Source organism: Atlantibacter hermannii, assembly GCF_009907385.1.
GTDB lineage: Bacteria > Pseudomonadota > Gammaproteobacteria > Enterobacterales > Enterobacteriaceae > Atlantibacter > Atlantibacter hermannii_A.
In genome coordinates this window covers 36,547-53,684 of the sequence record NZ_JAAATR010000049.1, presented here as the reverse complement: position 1 = coordinate 53,684, position 17,138 = coordinate 36,547, and the positions used below count along the sequence as shown (strand labels likewise).

At 54.2% G+C, this 17,138-nt stretch carries 20 protein-coding genes; 10 read left to right on the top strand and 10 right to left on the bottom strand.

Annotated features, from left to right (window positions below; genetic code table 11):
• The first annotated feature begins 25 nt into the window (after window positions 1-25).
• Complete coding sequence (locus GV764_RS13825) at window positions 26-1,015, top strand: fimbrial protein (RefSeq protein WP_161660659.1); 990 nt, start codon at window positions 26-28, stop codon at window positions 1,013-1,015.
• A 210-nt stretch (window positions 1,016-1,225) separates the two neighbouring features.
• The gene (gene paeA, locus GV764_RS13820; protein ID WP_161660658.1) at window positions 1,226-2,557 is read left to right on the top strand and encodes a polyamine export protein PaeA; all 1,332 of its coding nucleotides are present in this window, start codon (window positions 1,226-1,228) and stop codon (window positions 2,555-2,557) included.
• Window positions 2,558-2,632: 75 nt separating this feature from the next.
• Here the strand turns inward: paeA and GV764_RS13815 are convergent, their stop codons facing one another.
• The gene (locus GV764_RS13815) at window positions 2,633-2,839 is read right to left on the bottom strand and encodes a DUF1107 domain-containing protein (RefSeq protein ID WP_004857160.1); all 207 of its coding nucleotides are present in this window, start codon (window positions 2,837-2,839) and stop codon (window positions 2,633-2,635) included.
• 335 nt (window positions 2,840-3,174) lie between these two features.
• On the opposite strand from GV764_RS13815, the gene GV764_RS13810 reads away from it, so the two are divergent.
• The gene (locus GV764_RS13810; protein ID WP_125294193.1) at window positions 3,175-3,732 is read left to right on the top strand and encodes a YtfJ family protein; all 558 of its coding nucleotides are present in this window, start codon (window positions 3,175-3,177) and stop codon (window positions 3,730-3,732) included.
• On the opposite strand, the gene cysQ is transcribed toward GV764_RS13810, so the two are convergent.
• On the bottom strand, window positions 3,722-4,462 hold the full coding sequence (cysQ, locus tag GV764_RS13805; RefSeq protein ID WP_161660657.1) for a 3'(2'),5'-bisphosphate nucleotidase CysQ: 741 nt from the start codon (window positions 4,460-4,462) through the stop codon (window positions 3,722-3,724). The genes GV764_RS13810 and cysQ overlap by 11 nt on opposite strands.
• A gap of 214 nt (window positions 4,463-4,676) precedes the next feature.
• Between cysQ and GV764_RS13800 the strand changes: the two genes are divergently transcribed.
• Window positions 4,677-6,623: a bifunctional 2',3'-cyclic-nucleotide 2'-phosphodiesterase/3'-nucleotidase gene (locus GV764_RS13800; RefSeq protein WP_161660755.1), complete on the top strand. Its 1,947-nt coding sequence runs from the start codon at window positions 4,677-4,679 to the stop codon at window positions 6,621-6,623.
• Here the strand turns inward: GV764_RS13800 and GV764_RS13795 are convergent.
• Entirely contained in the window at window positions 6,620-7,018 is a 399-nt protein-coding gene (locus GV764_RS13795) for a winged helix-turn-helix transcriptional regulator (protein WP_125294191.1), read from the bottom strand. The two genes, GV764_RS13800 and GV764_RS13795, sit on opposite strands and share 4 nt — an antisense overlap.
• An 84-nt stretch (window positions 7,019-7,102) precedes the next feature.
• Here GV764_RS13795 and GV764_RS13790 point away from each other — a divergent pair, with 84 nt between their 5' ends.
• The 4 genes from GV764_RS13790 (at window position 7,103) to ytfE (ending at window position 10,692) form a co-directional block, all read left to right on the top strand.
• The gene (locus GV764_RS13790; RefSeq protein WP_161660656.1) at window positions 7,103-7,951 is read left to right on the top strand and encodes an SDR family oxidoreductase; all 849 of its coding nucleotides are present in this window, start codon (window positions 7,103-7,105) and stop codon (window positions 7,949-7,951) included.
• Window positions 7,952-8,032: 81 nt separating this feature from the next.
• Window positions 8,033-8,860 carry an AraC family transcriptional regulator gene (locus tag GV764_RS13785; RefSeq protein ID WP_161660655.1) on the top strand — a complete coding sequence of 276 codons (828 nt, stop codon included), beginning with the start codon at window positions 8,033-8,035 and terminating at the stop codon, window positions 8,858-8,860.
• 76 nt (window positions 8,861-8,936) lie between these two features.
• Entirely contained in the window at window positions 8,937-9,911 is a 975-nt protein-coding gene (locus GV764_RS13780; RefSeq protein ID WP_161660654.1) for a DMT family transporter, read from the top strand.
• A 115-nt stretch (window positions 9,912-10,026) separates the two neighbouring features.
• Window positions 10,027-10,692 carry an iron-sulfur cluster repair protein YtfE gene (gene ytfE, locus GV764_RS13775; RefSeq protein ID WP_161660653.1) on the top strand — a complete coding sequence of 222 codons (666 nt, stop codon included), beginning with the start codon at window positions 10,027-10,029 and terminating at the stop codon, window positions 10,690-10,692.
• 62 nt (window positions 10,693-10,754) lie between these two features.
• On the opposite strand, the gene cycA is transcribed toward ytfE, so the two are convergent.
• Together cycA and fklB are read right to left on the bottom strand one after the other, a co-directional pair.
• Window positions 10,755-12,167, bottom strand: coding sequence for a D-serine/D-alanine/glycine transporter (gene cycA, locus GV764_RS13770; protein WP_161660652.1), 1,413 nt, complete (start codon window positions 12,165-12,167; stop codon window positions 10,755-10,757).
• 289 nt (window positions 12,168-12,456) lie between these two features.
• The gene (fklB, locus tag GV764_RS13765) at window positions 12,457-13,077 is read right to left on the bottom strand and encodes a BamJ family beta-barrel-assembly machinery protein (RefSeq protein WP_161660651.1); all 621 of its coding nucleotides are present in this window, start codon (window positions 13,075-13,077) and stop codon (window positions 12,457-12,459) included.
• A 238-nt stretch (window positions 13,078-13,315) separates the two neighbouring features.
• Between fklB and GV764_RS13760 the strand changes: the two genes are divergently transcribed.
• A complete protein-coding gene (locus GV764_RS13760; RefSeq protein WP_161660650.1) occupies window positions 13,316-13,912 on the top strand; it encodes a LysM-like peptidoglycan-binding domain-containing protein in 597 nt (198 codons plus the stop codon).
• A 15-nt stretch (window positions 13,913-13,927) separates the two neighbouring features.
• Here GV764_RS13760 and GV764_RS13755 read toward each other — a convergent pair whose 3' ends face one another.
• From GV764_RS13755 to rpsF, 5 genes are all read right to left on the bottom strand, one after another.
• Window positions 13,928-14,866, bottom strand: a complete 939-nt coding sequence (locus tag GV764_RS13755; RefSeq protein ID WP_161660649.1) for a DMT family transporter — start codon at window positions 14,864-14,866, stop codon at window positions 13,928-13,930.
• Window positions 14,867-15,028: 162 nt separating this feature from the next.
• On the bottom strand, window positions 15,029-15,478 hold the full coding sequence (gene rplI / locus GV764_RS13750; protein ID WP_125294182.1) for a 50S ribosomal protein L9: 450 nt from the start codon (window positions 15,476-15,478) through the stop codon (window positions 15,029-15,031).
• A gap of 41 nt (window positions 15,479-15,519) precedes the next feature.
• The gene (rpsR, locus tag GV764_RS13745) at window positions 15,520-15,747 is read right to left on the bottom strand and encodes a 30S ribosomal protein S18 (protein ID WP_000135199.1); all 228 of its coding nucleotides are present in this window, start codon (window positions 15,745-15,747) and stop codon (window positions 15,520-15,522) included.
• Between the two features lie 4 nt (window positions 15,748-15,751).
• Window positions 15,752-16,066, bottom strand: a complete 315-nt coding sequence (gene priB, locus GV764_RS13740) for a primosomal replication protein N (protein WP_125294181.1) — start codon at window positions 16,064-16,066, stop codon at window positions 15,752-15,754.
• 5 nt (window positions 16,067-16,071) lie between these two features.
• On the bottom strand, window positions 16,072-16,467 hold the full coding sequence (gene rpsF, locus GV764_RS13735) for a 30S ribosomal protein S6 (RefSeq protein ID WP_044181355.1): 396 nt from the start codon (window positions 16,465-16,467) through the stop codon (window positions 16,072-16,074).
• A gap of 353 nt (window positions 16,468-16,820) precedes the next feature.
• On the opposite strand from rpsF, the gene GV764_RS13730 reads away from it, so the two are divergent.
• Window positions 16,821-17,054: a hypothetical protein gene (locus GV764_RS13730; protein ID WP_161660648.1), complete on the top strand. Its 234-nt coding sequence runs from the start codon at window positions 16,821-16,823 to the stop codon at window positions 17,052-17,054.
• Window positions 17,055-17,138: the final 84 nt, after the last annotated feature.

Below are 17,138 nucleotides of genomic sequence, written 5' to 3'. Positions count from 1 at the left end.
CTACATGCTTAAGCGGCTGAAAATCATGAACAACCTAAAGCTTCGTCCATTTTTTATATTTTTAATCCTTATTATTAACGGATTTATATCCTGTTCGGTTTGGGCGGATTGCACATTTAAAAATGGTACTTCAACCGATGTACAGAAAATTACCCCCCCTTCATTACGGATAGCTGCAAACACTCCTGCGGATACTGTTATTTGGGATAGCGGTATTATTACAGGCTCGTCAGTTGCCGATATTTATTGTTATACAGAAACAGTAGTGACGTCGGGTTATCAAACCGCCAAAACCCTTATCACGGGTATATCGTCCCCCAATGTCTATCAAACAAACAATCCAGGAATCGGGATCAGGATGCTGGCGAGCGCCAATGCGCAAAATTTATTAACGATGACGTGGCCACGGGGCACAGAACAAGCTCATGCGACTTATGGCTATAAACAGCAAATGTATTTCAAGGTGCAACTTATTGCGACCGGAAAACCAATAACATCCGGAACACTGGATTTAAGCAGCTTCGTAGTTGACCGCGTCTTTGGTACAGCACGCCAATTCTTATTATCGTTTTCCAACTCTTCGATAACGGTACAATCGGTCGGCTGCGATCTCGATACCAGGGATATTAGTGTTGCTCTGACTGACGGGCGAGGCGTGGTTATCACCTCGCTTAATACCCCGGGCGCAACAACGTCTCCGGTAAATTTTGGTATCAATCTCTCATGTCAATTGAATGCAAATGTCAGCATTACATTTCAGGGTACGACTATCAGCGGTAAACAAGATACGTTAGCGCTGGATAATCAAGCCCAGTCCACATCCGCGCAGGGGGTGGGGGTACAAATTTTGCAACACGGAGAGCCGATAATGTTCGGCATGGAAAGAGCAATATTAAACAATGTCACCAGTACTAAAATCACTCTGCCTTTTCAGGCGCGACTGATTCGTCTGAATGACAACATTCGGGCAGGGGACATCAATGCAACCGCAACGTTTGATATGATTTACCGTTAAACGTAATCACCTCTTCTATCATGGTGAATAAAAACCACAATTAGCGCATCAGCACCACTATATTGTTACCTGCTGGCGGCCTACACCGCCCTTACGCTATACTACCCCCTGAATTTACGGGCTCGCTCATCGGTGAGCCCGTATTTATCGCATTATTTCTAATGGTACTTTCACTTCCCTTCCGAGGATCTGGCTGAAGCCGGATAAACTATGTTAAACAGTATTTTATTAATACTTTGTCTCATCGGCGTCAGTGCGTTTTTCTCGCTTTCGGAGATCTCGCTGGCCGCCTCCCGCAAGATAAAACTCAAACTGATGGCCGATGAAGGCAACATCAACGCCCTGCGCGTGCTGAAGATGCAGGAAAACCCCGGCATGTTCTTTACCGTGGTGCAGATTGGTCTTAACGCGGTAGCGATTCTCGGCGGTATCGTCGGCGATGCGGCGTTTTCACCGGCTTTTCATAAAATCTTTGACGGCTTCGTCTCCCCTGAACTGGCGGAGCAACTGAGCTTTATTATGTCGTTTTCGCTGGTCACCGGCGCGTTTATTCTTATCGCCGACCTGACGCCGAAACGCATCGGTATGATTGCGCCTGAAGTGATTGCTTTGCGTATCATCAACCCGATGCGCTTCTGTCTGTTCGTGTTCCGCCCGCTGGTGTGGTTCTTTAACGGCCTTGCCAACGTGATTTTCCGCATCTTCAAACTGCCGATGGTGCGTAAAGACGATATCACCTCCGATGACATTTACGCCGTGGTGGAAGCCGGAGCGCTGGCCGGCGTGTTGCGTAAGCAGGAGCACGAGCTGATCGAAAACGTGTTTGAGCTGGAATCGCGCACCGTGCCGTCATCCATGACCTCGCGTGAAAATATCGTCTGGTTCGATCTGCATGAAGATGAACAGAGCCTGAAGAGTAAAATCGCCGACCATCCGCACTCCAAGTTCCTGGTGTGCAATGACGATATTGACCATATCGTCGGTTATGTCGATTCCAAGGAGCTGCTGAACCGGGTACTGGGCAACCAGAGCCTGGCGCTGACCAGCGGGGTACAAATCCGCAACACGCTGATCGTCCCCGATACGCTGACCCTCTCCGAAGCGCTGGAAAGTTTCAAAACCGCCGGGGAAGACTTCGCGGTGATCATGAACGAATATGCGCTGGTGGTAGGCATCATCACGCTGAACGACGTGATGACCACCCTGATGGGCGATTTAGTCGGCCAGGGGCTGGAAGAGCAAATCGTGGCGCGCGATGAGAACTCGTGGCTGATTGACGGCGGAACGCCGATTGATGACGTGATGCGCGTGCTGGATATTGATGAGTTTCCACAGTCCGGTAACTACGAGACCATCGGCGGCTTTATGATGTTTATGCTGCGTAAAATCCCCAAACGCACCGATTCGGTGAAGTTCTCCGGCTATAAGTTCGAAGTGGTGGACATTGATAACTACCGCATCGACCAGCTACTGGTGACCCGCATTGATAACAAGCCCACCGTACTGGTGCCGCGCAAGCCGGAAGAAACCACCGCTTCCTGATCCCAGAAACACTAACGGCCCCATCGGGGCCGTTTTGATAACTGCACAGGTAATACTCACGTACGACTTAAAGGGTTAAGCCATCTCGGTCTGGAGACGCAAAACCTGACGGTTGACTTCGGACATCACCGAAAGGTGCTGTTTGTCCTTTACTTTCGGGATAAGGATCTTGCCCTTATCAAACTCGAAAGCGCCTACGTCCTTGATATATAACCGTCCACGGAACAGGATCTTCACGTATTTAGCCACCTGAAGGGGGTTATAACGTTGGAATATTTTCACTTTTTTCTACTCCTGCTTAGTGTTACGCCCCGGCGGTGCCACAATCGGCCCGTCATGAATAAGGCGCAAATTTTGTTGCCAGTTGACTATAGACCAGATTGGTCAGGTGACACAGTGTGGTTAAGTTTATTTACCGTTTTATTACAGTTTTTGAGAGTTTTCTTTTCAATAGCTCATAAAAGCCAGTATAAAGCGCGATTTTCTTCAGGATATGTGCGTCCGCCCGCAAAGTGGCATCAAGGTTGCGGGTAAAGAAAGTATTTAGCACATATGCTTAAAACGTCAGGACCCGGTGGTCCGATCACCTGCTGAGAACAACAATAAGGATCCGTACAATGACCCTTCGCAAAGCCGCGACGCTCGCACTATTGCTGCTGCCTTTCATGGCATCGGCTCACAATTTCCAGGATAATCAACGCGTCCCGCCGGTCGGCGTGTCTGACCGGGGCGAATTGATTCTTACTAACGATAAGTTTAGCTACAAAAACTGGAACAGCGCGCAGTTAAGTGGAAAAGTGCGAGTGGTGCAGCATATTGCCGGACGCACCTCCGCCAAAGAAAAGAACGCCGGGCTGATTGAAGCCATCAAAAACGCCAAACTGCCCCACGATACCTATCAAACCACCACCATCGTAAATACGGATGATGCGATCCCGGGCAGCGCGATGTTTGTGCGCAGCAGCCTGGAGGATAATAAAAAGCTCTATCCGTGGTCGCAGTTTATCGTGGACAGTAATGGCGTGGTGGCTAAATCCTGGGCGCTGGAGCCGGAAAGCTCGGCGGTGGTCGTGCTGGATAAACAGGGACGAGTGCAATTCGCCAAAGACGGCGGGCTGACCCAGCAGGAAGTGCAGCAGGTCATGAGCCTGCTGCAACAGTTGCTTAGTAAATAGAAACCCGGAAGCCGGGGTTCAGGAACGACTCGCGCGGGGTGTAATCCAGCGTGACGCCCTTCCAGTCGTGAACATGTGCCCCGGCAGCCACCGCCACCGCGTGCCCTGCGGCGGTGTCCCAGATGCAGGTCGGCCCGAAACGCGGGTAAAGCTGCGCCTGCCCTTCCGCCACAAGGCAGAATTTGAGCGATGAACCGATAGACGTGGTTTGATGCTCGCCCAACTGCTGCAAATACTCTTTTAACTCTTCATCGGTGTGCGAACGGCTGATCACCACCAGCGGCGGACGGGCATCGCGCACGTGGATTTGGTTACGGATATCGCACTCCTCTTTCCACGCCTTGCCTTCGGCGGCGCTGTACATCACCTTCATTACCGGCGCGTATACCACACCCAGTACCGGCTTCCCGTTTTCAATCAGCGCGATATTGACGGTAAACTCGCCGTTGCGCTTCAGAAATTCTTTCGTGCCGTCCAGCGGATCCACCAGCCAGTAACGCTGCCAGTGCTGACGGATTTCCCAGGCGGGCGGATCTTCTTCAGACAGCACCGGAATATCCGGGGTGAGCCTGCTCAGCCCTTCGACAATGATTTTATGGGCGGCGATGTCCGCCGCCGTGACCGGCGAATCGTCAAGTTTATGGGTTGCGACAATCGGCTTCTCGCCCTGATAGACCTGCATAATGGCGTTTCCCGCCTCACGCGCCACCTGGCATACCTGTTCTAACATCTTCCACCTCTTCGTGAGCGACAGGCATTTTCTGCCGCTGATTAACCCTTTGTTTTAGCTAATGACTTTTTATATAGCATTGCGCCTGATTCCGCCATCTGTGATAGAGCCTGGATTTCCTTACATCAATCTATGGCAGGATTCACATTTCTGTAAGCAACAGCCTATACATACATATCTTTTTGCAACAGAGATCTTAAAAGGGACCTTGATGATGATTAAGTTTAGCGCAACGCTCCTGGCGACGCTTGTGACGGCCAACGTCTATGCGGCAACGGTCGATTTACGCATTCTCGAAACCACTGATTTGCATAGCAACATGATGGATTTCGATTATTACAAAGACGCCCCGACTGAAAAATTCGGACTGGTGCGCACTGCATCGCTGATTAACGCCGCCCGTAGCGAAGCCGCCAACAGCGTGCTGGTGGATAACGGCGATCTGATTCAGGGCAGCCCGCTGGGCGATTACATGGCGGCTAAAGGCTTAAAAGACGGCGAGGTGCATCCGGTTTTCGCGGCGATGAACACCCTGAATTACGCCGTGGGCAACCTCGGCAACCACGAATTCAACTACGGCCTCGATTACCTGCATAACGCGCTGGCCGGGGCGAACTATCCGTACGTTAACGCCAACGTTATCGACGCTAAAACCAATAAGCCGCTGTTTACGCCATATCTGATCCAACCCACCGAGGTGAAAGATCGCGAGGGCAAAACCCATACCCTGAACATCGGCTATATCGGTTTTGTGCCGCCGCAAATCATGACATGGGATAAAGCCAACCTGAGCGGCAATGTTACCGTCACCGATATTACCGAAACCGCCCGTCGCTACATTCCGGAAATGCGCGCCAAAGGCGCCGATCTGGTGGTCGTGGTAGCGCATTCCGGGTTGTCTGCCGAGCCGTACAAAGCGCTGGCGGAGAACTCGGTGTATTACTTAAGCGAAGTGCCCGGCGTGGATGCCATTCTGTTTGGACACGCCCATGCGGTGTTCCCTGGCAAAGATTTTGCCGCCATCAAAGGCGCGGATATTGAGAAAGGGACGCTGAACGGCGTGCCTGCGGTCATGCCGGGCATGTGGGGCGATCACCTGGGCGTGGTGGATATGGTGCTGAATAACGATGCCGGAAAGTGGCAGGTTAACGAGGCGAAAGCCCTGGCGCGGCCCATTTACGACGCCGCCGCGAAAAAATCCCTGGCGGCGGAAGACGCCGATCTGGTGAAGGTGCTGAAGCCCTCGCACGACGCCACGCGTGATTTCGTCAGCCAGCCAATCGGCAAATCCGCCGATAGTCTTTACAGCTACCTGGCGCTGGTGCAGGACGATCCCACCGTTCAGGTGGTGAATAACGCCCAACGCGCTTATGTAGAGCACTTTATCCAGGGCGATCCGGATCTGGCCTCGCTGCCGGTCCTGTCCGCCGCCGCGCCGTTTAAAGTGGGCGGGCGTAAAAACGATCCGGCAAGCTATGTGGAGGTGGAAAAAGGCCAGTTAACTTTCCGTAACGCCGCCGATCTGTATCTCTACCCGAACACGCTGGTGGTAGTGAAAGCCAGCGGCAAAGAGGTCAAAGAGTGGCTGGAATGCTCCGCCGGGCAGTTTAACCAGATTGATGTGAATAACAGCCAGCCCCAGAGCCTGATTAACTGGGACGGTTTCCGCACCTATAACTTCGATGTGATCGACGGGGTGAATTACCAGATTGACGTCACCCAGCCCGCGAAGTACGACGGCGAATGCCAGATAGTGAATCCTCAGGCTGAGCGAATTAAGCAGCTGACGTTCAACGGTAAACCCATCGACCCGAACGCGACTTTCCTGGTAGCGACCAACAACTACCGCGCATACGGCGGCAAGTTTGCCGGCACTGGCGACGATCATATCGCCTTCGCCTCGCCGGATGAGAACCGCTCAGTGCTGGCCGCCTGGATTGGCGCGCAAACCAAACAGGCCGGGGAGATCCATCCGGCGGCGGATAACAACTGGCGTCTGGCACCGATCCACAGCGATAAGCCGCTGGATATCCGCTTCGAAACCTCGCCGGGGGCAAAAGCCGCCGCGTTTATCCAGCAAAAAGCACAGTACCCGATGAAAAACGTCGGCACTGATGAGATCGGCTTTGCGCTGTATCAGCTCGATTTGAACGCCCGTTAAGCCGCGCTGGCGTCCCGTTCATGGCGGGACGCCATCACCTGCGGCAAATTCATTTCAATCCAGTCCGCCAGCGCCGCGACTTTCTCGCTGACCTGCTCGCCCAGCGGCGTCAGGCTGTACTCCACGTGCGGCGGCACCACCGGGTATGAAACCCGGTTCACAAAGCCATCCTGTTCCAGCCATTGCAGGGTCTGCGCCAGCATCTTTTCACTCACCCCGCCCATTTTGCGTCGTAAATCGCTAAAGCGATGAGTACCGTCGCGCAGCGCCACCAGGATCAGTACGCCCCAGCGGCTGGTGACGTGCTTTAACACGTCCCGGGACGGGCATTGCTCGGCAAATAAATTTCCGTCGCGCAGTTGCTGCGTCAGGGTGTTGGCTGATGTCATTTTCATACTTACCTTTTTGTACGTACTTACTAAAAGTTAGTTAGGGTGATAGTGTGCCACAACACCCACCAAATTCGAAGGAGTCACATCATGATTGCAGTCACTGGCGCAACCGGCCATCTGGGCCGACTGGTCATCGAAAAATTGCTGGCAACCCATAACGCGCAGGATCTCGTGGCGATCGTGCGTAATCCCGCCAAAGCGCAGGCGCTGGCGGATAAAGGCGTTCAGGTTCGCGAGGCCGATTATGGCAACCCGGCGGCACTGGCTTCGGCGCTACAGGGCGTGGAAAAACTGCTGCTGATTTCGTCCAGCGAAGTGGGCCAACGCGCCGTGCAGCATCGCAACATTATCGATGCAGCGAAATCGGCTGGGGTACAGCTGATCGCCTATACCAGCCTGCTGCGTGCCGATAGCTCGCCGCTGGCGCTGCACGTTGAACATGTGGCAACCGAAAACGCTCTGGCGCAATCCGGCGTGCCTTATGTATTGCTGCGTAACGGCTGGTATAGCGAAAACTATCTGGCGAGCGTACCGGCGGCGCTGGAGCACGGCGCGTTTATCGGCAGCGCGGGCGAGGGCAAAATCGCCTCCGCCACCCGTGAAGATTATGCTGAGGCCGCCGCGAAAGTGCTGAGCCTCGATAATCAGGCCGGTAAAGTGTACGAGCTGGCGGGCGATAGCGCCTGGACGCTGGCAGAGCTGACGGAAAAAATCTCCGCGATAACCGGAAAAACCGTGGTGTATAACAACCTCAGCGAAGCGGATTTCGCCGCCGCATTGCAGGGGGCAGGCCTGCCGGAAGGCTTCGCCAGACTGCTGGCGGACTCCGACGTTGGCGCATCCAAAGGCGGGCTGTATGACGACGGCCATCAGCTAAGCCGCCTGATTGGCCGCCCAACAACGACTATCGATGACAGCCTGAAGGCCGTCCTGTAATTGTTAATTAGTGGTTAATTTTCGTAGCCATACCACAGCTCATCCCTATAATGAACAAGAAGCAGTCTAAGGGGGTGAGTTGTGCAAGGCGTACCAGAACAGTTTACCGATGAACAAGATCGCGCCCGGTTTCGGCACTTAGCGGCCATTCCGGGCGTTGAGCTTTATCACGCCCATATCGCCCACTTTGCCTTTGAACCCCACACTCACGAAGCCTTTGGCATTGGCACCATCGAATGGGGCGCCGAACGCTTTCGCTATCGCGGTGCCGATCACGTAGCGGCAGTAAATTCCCTGGTTACCATGAACCCGGACGAACTGCACACCGGCGAAGCGGAGACCCAGGGCGGGTGGCGCTACCGGATGATCTATCTCGAACCAGCGCTGCTGGAGCAAATGACCGGCGTCAAACAATGGTGGTTTACTGACGTCGAGCGCCACGACCCGCTACGCGCCCAGGCGACCGGGCGGATCATTTACGACCTGTGGCACCAGCCCGATCCGCTGGCGCAACAGGGCCTGGTGCTGGATCTTATCGACGCCTTCCGCCCTTACGCCCGCCATGGCGGCAGGCACATCCCCACCCGGCAAACCCGTTTTGACCGGGTGCGCGAGTATGTGTATGAAAACTACATGCATGCGGTGGGTCTGGAGGAACTGGCGCAGGAGGCGGCGCTCAGTCCGTATCACTTTCTGCGTCAGTTCAAAGCGCATTTTCACGTTACGCCCCATCAGATGCTGATGGCGGTGCGGCTATGGCGTGCCAAGCAATTTTTAACCAACGGCATGCCCGCAGCCGAAGTCGCCATCGCGACCGGCCTCAGCGATCAATCTCACCTGACGCGCGCGTTTACCCGCCGCTACGGCATCACGCCGGTGCGCTATCAGAAGCAGGTCATCAGAGACTAAAAGCGCAATCTCATACAATAATTCTCAGGCGTTGCTGCGCACACTGGGCGTTACACTGTTTTAACGGGAATGTGTCATGTTTGCTGGAGTGTTGTTCGCCCTCGCCGCAGGGCTGATGTGGGGGCTGATTTTCGTGGGGCCGCTGATCGTGCCGGAATACCCGGCGGCGTTGCAATCGACGGGCCGCTATCTGGCGCTCGGTTTGATTGCCATCCCTGTCGCCTGGCTGGGCCGCCGCCGCCTGATGCAGCTTTCCTCCCGCGACTGGTGGACCGCGCTGTTTCTCTCCGCTGTCGGCAACCTGATTTATTACGTCTGCCTTGCCAGCGCCATCCAGCGTACCGGCGCGCCGGTATCCACCATGATTATCGGTACGCTCCCGGTGGTGATCCCGGTATTCGCCAATCTGCTGTACAGCCAGCGCGACGGAAAAATCCCGTGGCGGCAGCTTGCGCCTTCCTTATTGTTTATCGCCATCGGCCTGGTGCTGGTGAATTATGCCGAACTGCGTGGCGGCGTGGTGGATTTCGATCTCTGGCGGTACGGCAGCGGGATCGCGCTGGCGCTGGTATCGGTGGTGTGCTGGGCCTGGTATGCCTTGCGCAATGCCCGCTGGCTGCGGGAAAACCCCGATAAACCGCCAATGATGTGGGCCACCGCCCAGGGTCTGGTGACGTTGCCGATGTCGCTGATTGGCTATGTCGCGGTGTGCCTGTGGCTTTCTCACCAGCAGGTCTCTTTCGCCCTGCCCTTCGGCCCGCGTCCGGCAGTGTTTATTACGCTGATGATCGCCATTGCGGTGCTGTGCTCCTGGGTGGGCGCACTGTGCTGGAACGAAGCCAGCCAGCGGTTGCCGACGGTGATCCTCGGGCCGTTAATCGTATTTGAGACGCTCGCCGGCCTGCTTTATACCTTCCTGATGCGCCAGAGCCCGCCGCCGCTGATTACCGCGCTGGGCATTCTGCTGCTGGTGGCTGGCGTGGTGCTGGCAGTACGCGCCAGGCCGCAAAAAACACAACCCGCCGTCATGCCCGTCACACCGGGATCGTGATCGCAAACCGGCGCAAACCGCGTCGGTTTTTTTTTGCTGACTCAAAAGGGTTATAGCTTTCCTTAAAAGATGCATTTAAAATGCATCTTATATTCTGATGATTGAGGTAAACGCTATGGCCTTCCGTGACCAACCTTTAGGTGAACTGGCTTTAACCATTCCCCGCGCTTCTGCCCTGTTCCGTAAATACAATCTCGACTTCTGCTGCGGCGGCAAACAGACTCTGCTACGCGCGGCGACTCGCCAGGAGTTGGATCTCGATACCATCGAAGCGGAACTGACCGCGCTGGCGGACGAACCGCTGGAAAAAGAGTGGCGTACCGCGCCGCTGGTCGAAATCATCGATCACATTATTGTGCGTTACCATGATCGCCACCGCGAACAGCTGCCGGAATTGATTTACCAGGCCACCAAAGTGGAACGCGTGCACGCCGATAAGCCTAACGTGCCGAAAGGCCTGACCAAATACCTGACCATGCTGCATGAAGAGCTGTCCAGCCACATGATGAAAGAAGAGCAGATCCTGTTTCCGATGATCAAACAGGGAATGGGCAGCCACGCGACCGGGCCGATTACGGTCATGGAGAGTGAGCATGATGAGGCGGGCGAACTGCTGGAAGTGATCAAGCACACCACAAATAACGTCACGCCGCCGCCGGAAGCCTGCACCACGTGGAAAGCGATGTACAACGGCATTAATGAGCTGATTGACGATCTGATGAATCACATCAGCCTGGAAAACAACGTTCTTTTTCCGCGTGCCCTCGCTGGAGAAAAATAAGGCGCCCGTCGAGCGCCATCGGAAGTCCTTATTGGGCCATCATTGATGGCCCTTTTTTTGTCTTATTTCTGGAAGTTCGCCAGACGTTTCTTGCCGATAAACAACCAGCCCAGACCCAGTACGATGAACCACAGCGGCGTGACGATTAGCGCCTGACGAGTATCATCTTCCAGCGTCAGCAGCACCAGCACAAACACGAAGAACGCCATGCATACCCAGCACATCAGCTTGCCGAGCGGCATTTTGTAGATTGATTTCTCGTGCAGATGCGGGCGCTGTTTGCGGTACACCAGGTAAGAGCACAGGATGATGGTCCAGACGAACATAAACAGGATCGCTGACACCGTGGTGATCATGGTGAACGCGCCGATCACGCTCGGGTTAACGTACAGCATCACCACGCCGCCCAGCAGACAGATACAGGAGAAAGTCAGCCCTTTCGCCGGTACTGCGCGCTTAGAGAGTTTAGCGAACGCTTTTGGCGCCACGCCTTCCTGCGCCAGGCCGAACAGCATACGGCTGGTAGAGAACACGCCGCTGTTAGCCGACGAGGCCGCAGAGGTCAGCACCACAAAGTTAATCACGCTGGCGGCGGCAGGCAGGCCCACCAGCACGAACAGCTCAACGAACGGGCTCTTATCCGGCACCACGGAACTCCACGGGGTGACCGACATAATCACGATCAGCGCAAACACGTAGAACATGATGATACGAATCGGAATCGAGTTGATGGCGCGCGGCAGCGATTTTTCCGGATCTTTGGTTTCCGCTGCGGTGGTGCCCACCAGTTCGATACCCACGAACGCAAATACCGCTATCTGGAACCCGGCAAAGAAGCCGCTAATGCCTTTCGGGAACCAGCCGCCGTCATTCCACAGATGCGCTAACGAGGCTTCAACGCCCGTTGGAGAAGTAAAGTGGGTGGCAATCATCACTACGCCGACAATAATCAGCGCCACAATAGCGACGATTTTGATCATCGCGAACCAGAACTCCATTTCACCGAACATCTTCACGGTAGCGAGGTTAAGCCCCAGCAACAGCAGAACCACTGCCAGCGACGACACCCAGTCGGAAAGCTCAGGGAACCAGAACTGCGCATAGGCGGTAATCGCCACCACGTCTGCCATGCCGGTCACCACCCAGCAGAACCAGTAGGTCCAGCCGGTAAAATAACCGGCCCACGGCCCGAGCAGATCCGAAGCGAAATCGCTGAACGATTTATATTCCAGATTGGAAAGTAATAATTCCCCCATCGCGCGCATCACAAAAAACAGCATAAAACCGATGATCATATAAACGAAAATAATCGACGGCCCTGCGAGGCTGATGGTTTTGCCAGAACCCATAAATAACCCGGTGCCGATGGCGCCGCCGATGGCAATAAGCTGGATATGACGGTTTGTAAGATTACGCCGTAGCGACTGCTCAGCCGGTGCCTCAGCAACGTCTGCGTCTTTGACTTGATCTACCATGTTGAATTCCTGTACCTGTCTGTGTTGTTCAGGCTCTGATGGCCTGTAAATGCATAATGAAGTGACGATGCCCCTCAAAAACATCATCGATATTAGGTAACAATCGGAGGGTTGAGTACTGCGATTTTAACGTTATGTTAATTAAATGTTTAAAATGAGTGTTAAATCACTATTACCTTGCAAAGCATCTCATGAAAACACCCGGAACGGGGGCGCAATCAGGAGAAAGCACCACAATTATTATTATTTCCGTTATTTACCCCCGCCGAAACGGGGGCGGTATGCGGGGTTACAGAATTTCCAGTAACTCGACTTCGAAAATCAGGGTGCTGAACGGTGGGATGGATGCGCCAGCGCCGCGCTCGCCATAGGCCAGGTTTTGTGGGATGGTCAGTTCCCATTTGGAACCCACAGGCATCAGGGTCAGGGCTTCAATCCAGCCAGGAATAACGCCGCTCACCGGGAATTCAGCCGGTTCGCCACGCATCACGGAGCTGTCGAACACGGTGCCGTCGATCAGCTTGCCGGTGTAGTGTACGCGCACGCGATCTTTACGCGCCGGGATCGGGCCTTCGCCCTGAGTGAGTACGCGGAACTGCAGGCCGGATTCAGTGCTGTTCACGCCTTCACGCTCGCGGTTTTCGTCCAGGTATTTCTGGCCGTCCGCCGCCATCGCCTGCTGACGCTCACGACGCACCGCATCGGCGCGCTCGTGGATCTCACGCAGGGCGCGGTGCACCACATCGACCGGTACAGCAGGTTGATTGCCATCCAGTGCGTCACGCAGACCCGCGACCAGCGCTTCCGGCAGCAGACCCTGCAGCCCGGATTCACGCAGTTGCTGCCCAACCTGCAAACCAATGCCGTAGCTTGCCTGGGATTCGATGCTGTCAAAAGAAGGGGTCGTCATGGATTTTCCTTTCATGCTGATAAAAAGTAGCGGGCAGCATAACAGCCCAGCTGTTTAGGGTAAAATGATCCTGCATGCGCGGGATAGATCGGTTTGGTACTAAAACCGATGGCTTAAGACCGCAGGATCACAGATAAGATGTCACGAAAGGCCACATTGTTACCGTCATCAATCAGTTACATATATACTGGTTAAAAGCGGAGATTGCCGCACGCCTTACAATGCGCAGGAGAAGAGCATGCCCGGACGATTCGCAATCAAACCTACCCTTTCGCGGATTTGGCACGCGCCGGACCATGTCCGGCTGATGGACCCGCTCCCCCCTTTTCATCGTCGCGGCATTATTATTGCGGCGCTGGTGATTGTGATTTGTTTTCTCTGGCCCGCTGCGCAGCCTGAGCAACCCCAGGTACGGCGCGATGCCCAGCTCGATCTTCAATCCTCATCTCAGCCGCCAATGCAAGCTGAACTCACCACTCCGCCGCCGCAGACCCAGGCGACACAGACGCCCGGGTCAGAGCCCGCGCCCGCAGAATCTGCGCCGCAGCCGTTCCAGAATAATGATATTGAGCAGCAATGGCGCACGTATCGCGTGGAAGAAGGGAAAACCATGGCGCAACTGTTCCGCGACCACAATTTGCCGCCAGCGGACGTTTACGCCATGGCGCAGGTTGAAGGAGACGGCAAGCCGCTCAGCACGCTGCAGACCGGCCAGATGGTGCAGATACGCCAGAACGCGAGCGGCGTGGTAACCGGTTTAACGATTGAGGTCGGCAACGATAAGCAGGTGCTGTTTACCCGCCAGCCGGACGGCAGCTTTATCCGCGTCCGCTGATCATGATGGGAGTGATCACTCACTCCCCTTCGGCATCTTGTTAACCCACCAGATGCCCGAGCACACCAGAAGCAGCGCCAGCGCGTATTTCCATTCAAGAATGTTTTCGGACAGGAAAATAGCCGACAGCGCGGTGCCCGCCACCGGAACCACAAAGTTAAACGGGGCGATCATGCTGACGCGGTTGTACTTCAGCAAAATGCTCCACAGGGCAAAGGCGACGGATGACAGCAGCGTCAGATAGCCTAAAATCGCCACCGAGGCGAATCCGTGAACCTCCAGCGTCCCGCCCGTCATATAGCCAATCACAATCAGCACCAGCCCGCCAAAACCTAACTGGTAGCCGGTCATCACGGTGGGATCGACGGTTTGCGAAATGCGCTTTCCGTACAGGGTGGACGCAGACAGAATAAAGGCCGCCAGCACCACGAAACCATCGCCCATCAGGCTAAACGTGAAGTCGCTCATCCCGCCGTTAAAGTTAACAATCATCACGCCGGCAAAACCCAGCACGCAGCCAATGGCTTTGTTATAACTCAGCTTGTCGTTGTGATAGATAAAGTGCGCCAGCAATACGCTGAAGAACGTGCCGGTAGCATTCATGATTGAGCCTTTCACGCCGGTGGTGAAGGCCAGGCCGATATAAAAGAATGTGTACTGGAGCGTGGTTTGGGTTAAACCCAGCATGGCCAGTTGACCGCACTGACGCGGCTTCAGGCGGGCGATGGGCTTGCGCTGCGCCATTGCGAACAGCAACAGCAGCAACCCTGCAAACAGGAAGCGGTAACCCGCAAAAACGATTTTCGAAGGGATATCGTCGGTTGCGATCTGGAAGATTTCGTAACCGCTTTTGATGGCCGGATAAGAGCTTCCCCACAGCAGACAGCACAGCGTGGCACAGGCGAAAGCGACATTTTTACGAGCAAATACAGGGGTTGGGCAAACAGCGTCCATTCCACTCACCAAAGATAAAATAACGTTTCAGTTTATTATCAATGATTGTTCAGAGAATAGCCACCCTCAAAAATGGGTGCACGGCGGAATTGGGATTTACCCGCCAGAAATGCAAAACGCCGACATACGTCGGCGTTTTTACACGTTGATGTGAATAACGAATTATTCAGCAACCACGTTTACGATCAGCTTAGCAAACACTTCGCTGTGAACCTGGAAGTCCACTTCGTGTTCGCCAGTGGTACGCAGAACGCCGTTCGGCAGACGAACTTCGCTCTTAGCCACTTCAACGCCAGCTGCAGTCACAGCGTCAGCGATGTCGCGAGTACCGATGGAACCGAACAGTTTACCTTCGTCGCCTGCTTTAGACGCGATAGTAACGGATTCCAGTGCGTTGATTTTCTCAGCGCGCGCTTCAGCAGCGGCCAGAACGTCAGCCAGTTTGGCTTCCAGTTCAGCACGACGTGCTTCGAAAAACTCAACGTTTTTCTTGTTAGCCGGAACAGCTTTACCCTGTGGCACCAGGAAGTTACGAGCGTAGCCCGCTTTAACGTTAACCTGATCACCCAGGCTGCCCAGGTTTGCTACTTTATCAAGCAGAATAACTTGCATTACCTTATCCTCTCAAAGTCGTATTAATGGACCGTGACCGATTACTGATGGCGATCAGTGTACGGCAGCAGGGACAGGTAGCGAGCGCGTTTGATAGCGCGAGCCAGCTGACGCTGGTATTTTGCACGGGTACCGGTGATACGGCTCGGGACAATCTTACCGCTTTCGGTGATGTAGTTTTTCAGCGTAGCGATATCTTTATAGTCGATCTCTTGAACGCCTTCCGCGGTGAAACGGCAGAACTTGCGACGACGGAAATAACGTGCCATTTGGCTAGTCTCCAGAATCTATCAATTCAATCTGCTCGGCATGGAGCACCAGTTTTGTCAGCCCATTGCGCGCCTTGTGGCTGCTAATGAAACCTGAAACGGTGATCACCGTGCCGACCGTTATACTGTGAGTAATGGCCTGGTTCTGGTGTCCGCTAATAATTACGGGCATCTGGCACCACGCCTGCCGGTTAAAACCGGCTTCCTCCTGCACAGAACGGTGCTCAAGCACCAGCTGACAGTGAGGAATTCCTGATGGGCTGACCTTTCGAAGGGGCGCCCTGCACACGGTGCCGGACAACACCAACCGGTTGGCCATCAGAATTACTCTTCAGAATCCCCAGCATCAGCATCATCTGCGGTTTCGTTAGCGAAATCATCGCGACGCTCGCGGCGCTCGTCTTTCGCTTTAACCATCGGAGATGCTTCAGTCACAGCGTGTTTAGTACGCATAACCATGCTGCGGATAACGGCATCGTTGAAGCGGAAAGTCGTTTCCAGCTCATCGATCACTTCCTGCGGTGCTTCAACGTTCAGCAGAACGTAGTGCGCTTTGTGCAGTTTGTTGATCGGGTAAGCCAGCTGACGGCGGCCCCAGTCTTCCAGACGGTGGATCTTGCCTTCTGCACCAGTGATGGCAGCAGAGTAGCGCTCGATCATGCCCGGAACCTGTTCGCTCTGGTCAGGATGGACCATAAAAACGATTTCGTAATGACGCATCGAATTGCTCCTTACGGATTATTCAGCCTCCTGTCTGGGTCAGCCGCGGCCCATGGAGGCAAGGAACGTGATTAAAGGGCGGCTGAAAAATTGACGCGTCATTCTACTTGCGGGCCCCGGCAAACTCAAGGCTGATTGATAAATAATTACGCAGCGCGGCGGTGCAGGGGGTAAAAAGTGGTTAACCAGATGATTTAAAATAGATTATCCAGGAATGCTAAAAAAATTTGAGTATCTCCATCAGAAATGGTCACGTTTTAATCAGCAATAAGCCATTACACTTATTCTGTACAGACCCCTTACCACGAAGGAGTGACGATCCCGGTTGTATAGCTTGCTGTTGTGGAGTACCGATGATGAAAAAAAGTCTTATCGCCGTCTTCGCGGGACTCATACTGACCGCGAATGCCGCCGCCGCCATTAAGGTCGATCGCGACCTGGCGCAAAGTATGGATGATGTGCATAGCTTAGGCGTCGTCTACATAAATCATAATTCAGCCGATGATAGCAAAGCCGATCAGTCACATAGCCAGAATTTTAGCGTGATAACCGCAACGGAAGACGCAATCCAGGTTGCCCGCCAGTAGAGTTCATCACGCGACAATACCGATTTATCGTCGATCCCCTTTCAGGAATAACGATAATGCCACGACAACGTTACTGACGTTATT

Excerpts from the sequence above, each read along its gene's own strand:
- GV764_RS13825 (WP_161660659.1), top strand. The coding sequence starts at position 26 with ATGAACAACCTAAAGCTTCGTCCATTTTTTATATTTTTAATCCTTATT.
- paeA (WP_161660658.1), top strand. The coding sequence starts at position 1,226 with ATGTTAAACAGTATTTTATTAATACTTTGTCTCATCGGCGTCAGTGCG.
- GV764_RS13810 (WP_125294193.1), top strand. The coding sequence starts at position 3,175 with ATGACCCTTCGCAAAGCCGCGACGCTCGCACTATTGCTGCTGCCTTTC.
- cysQ (WP_161660657.1), bottom strand. The coding sequence starts at position 4,462 with ATGTTAGAACAGGTATGCCAGGTGGCGCGTGAGGCGGGAAACGCCATT.
- GV764_RS13800 (WP_161660755.1), top strand. The coding sequence starts at position 4,677 with ATGATTAAGTTTAGCGCAACGCTCCTGGCGACGCTTGTGACGGCCAAC.
- GV764_RS13795 (WP_125294191.1), bottom strand. The coding sequence starts at position 7,018 with ATGAAAATGACATCAGCCAACACCCTGACGCAGCAACTGCGCGACGGA.
- GV764_RS13790 (WP_161660656.1), top strand. The coding sequence starts at position 7,103 with ATGATTGCAGTCACTGGCGCAACCGGCCATCTGGGCCGACTGGTCATC.
- GV764_RS13780 (WP_161660654.1), top strand. The coding sequence starts at position 8,937 with ATGTTTGCTGGAGTGTTGTTCGCCCTCGCCGCAGGGCTGATGTGGGGG.
- ytfE (WP_161660653.1), top strand. The coding sequence starts at position 10,027 with ATGGCCTTCCGTGACCAACCTTTAGGTGAACTGGCTTTAACCATTCCC.
- cycA (WP_161660652.1), bottom strand. The coding sequence starts at position 12,167 with ATGGTAGATCAAGTCAAAGACGCAGACGTTGCTGAGGCACCGGCTGAG.
- fklB (WP_161660651.1), bottom strand. The coding sequence starts at position 13,077 with ATGACGACCCCTTCTTTTGACAGCATCGAATCCCAGGCAAGCTACGGC.
- GV764_RS13760 (WP_161660650.1), top strand. The coding sequence starts at position 13,316 with ATGCCCGGACGATTCGCAATCAAACCTACCCTTTCGCGGATTTGGCAC.
- GV764_RS13755 (WP_161660649.1), bottom strand. The coding sequence starts at position 14,866 with ATGGACGCTGTTTGCCCAACCCCTGTATTTGCTCGTAAAAATGTCGCT.
- rplI (WP_125294182.1), bottom strand. The coding sequence starts at position 15,478 with ATGCAAGTTATTCTGCTTGATAAAGTAGCAAACCTGGGCAGCCTGGGT.
- rpsR (WP_000135199.1), bottom strand. The coding sequence starts at position 15,747 with ATGGCACGTTATTTCCGTCGTCGCAAGTTCTGCCGTTTCACCGCGGAA.
- priB (WP_125294181.1), bottom strand. The coding sequence starts at position 16,066 with ATGGCCAACCGGTTGGTGTTGTCCGGCACCGTGTGCAGGGCGCCCCTT.
- rpsF (WP_044181355.1), bottom strand. The coding sequence starts at position 16,467 with ATGCGTCATTACGAAATCGTTTTTATGGTCCATCCTGACCAGAGCGAA.
- GV764_RS13730 (WP_161660648.1), top strand. The coding sequence starts at position 16,821 with ATGATGAAAAAAAGTCTTATCGCCGTCTTCGCGGGACTCATACTGACC.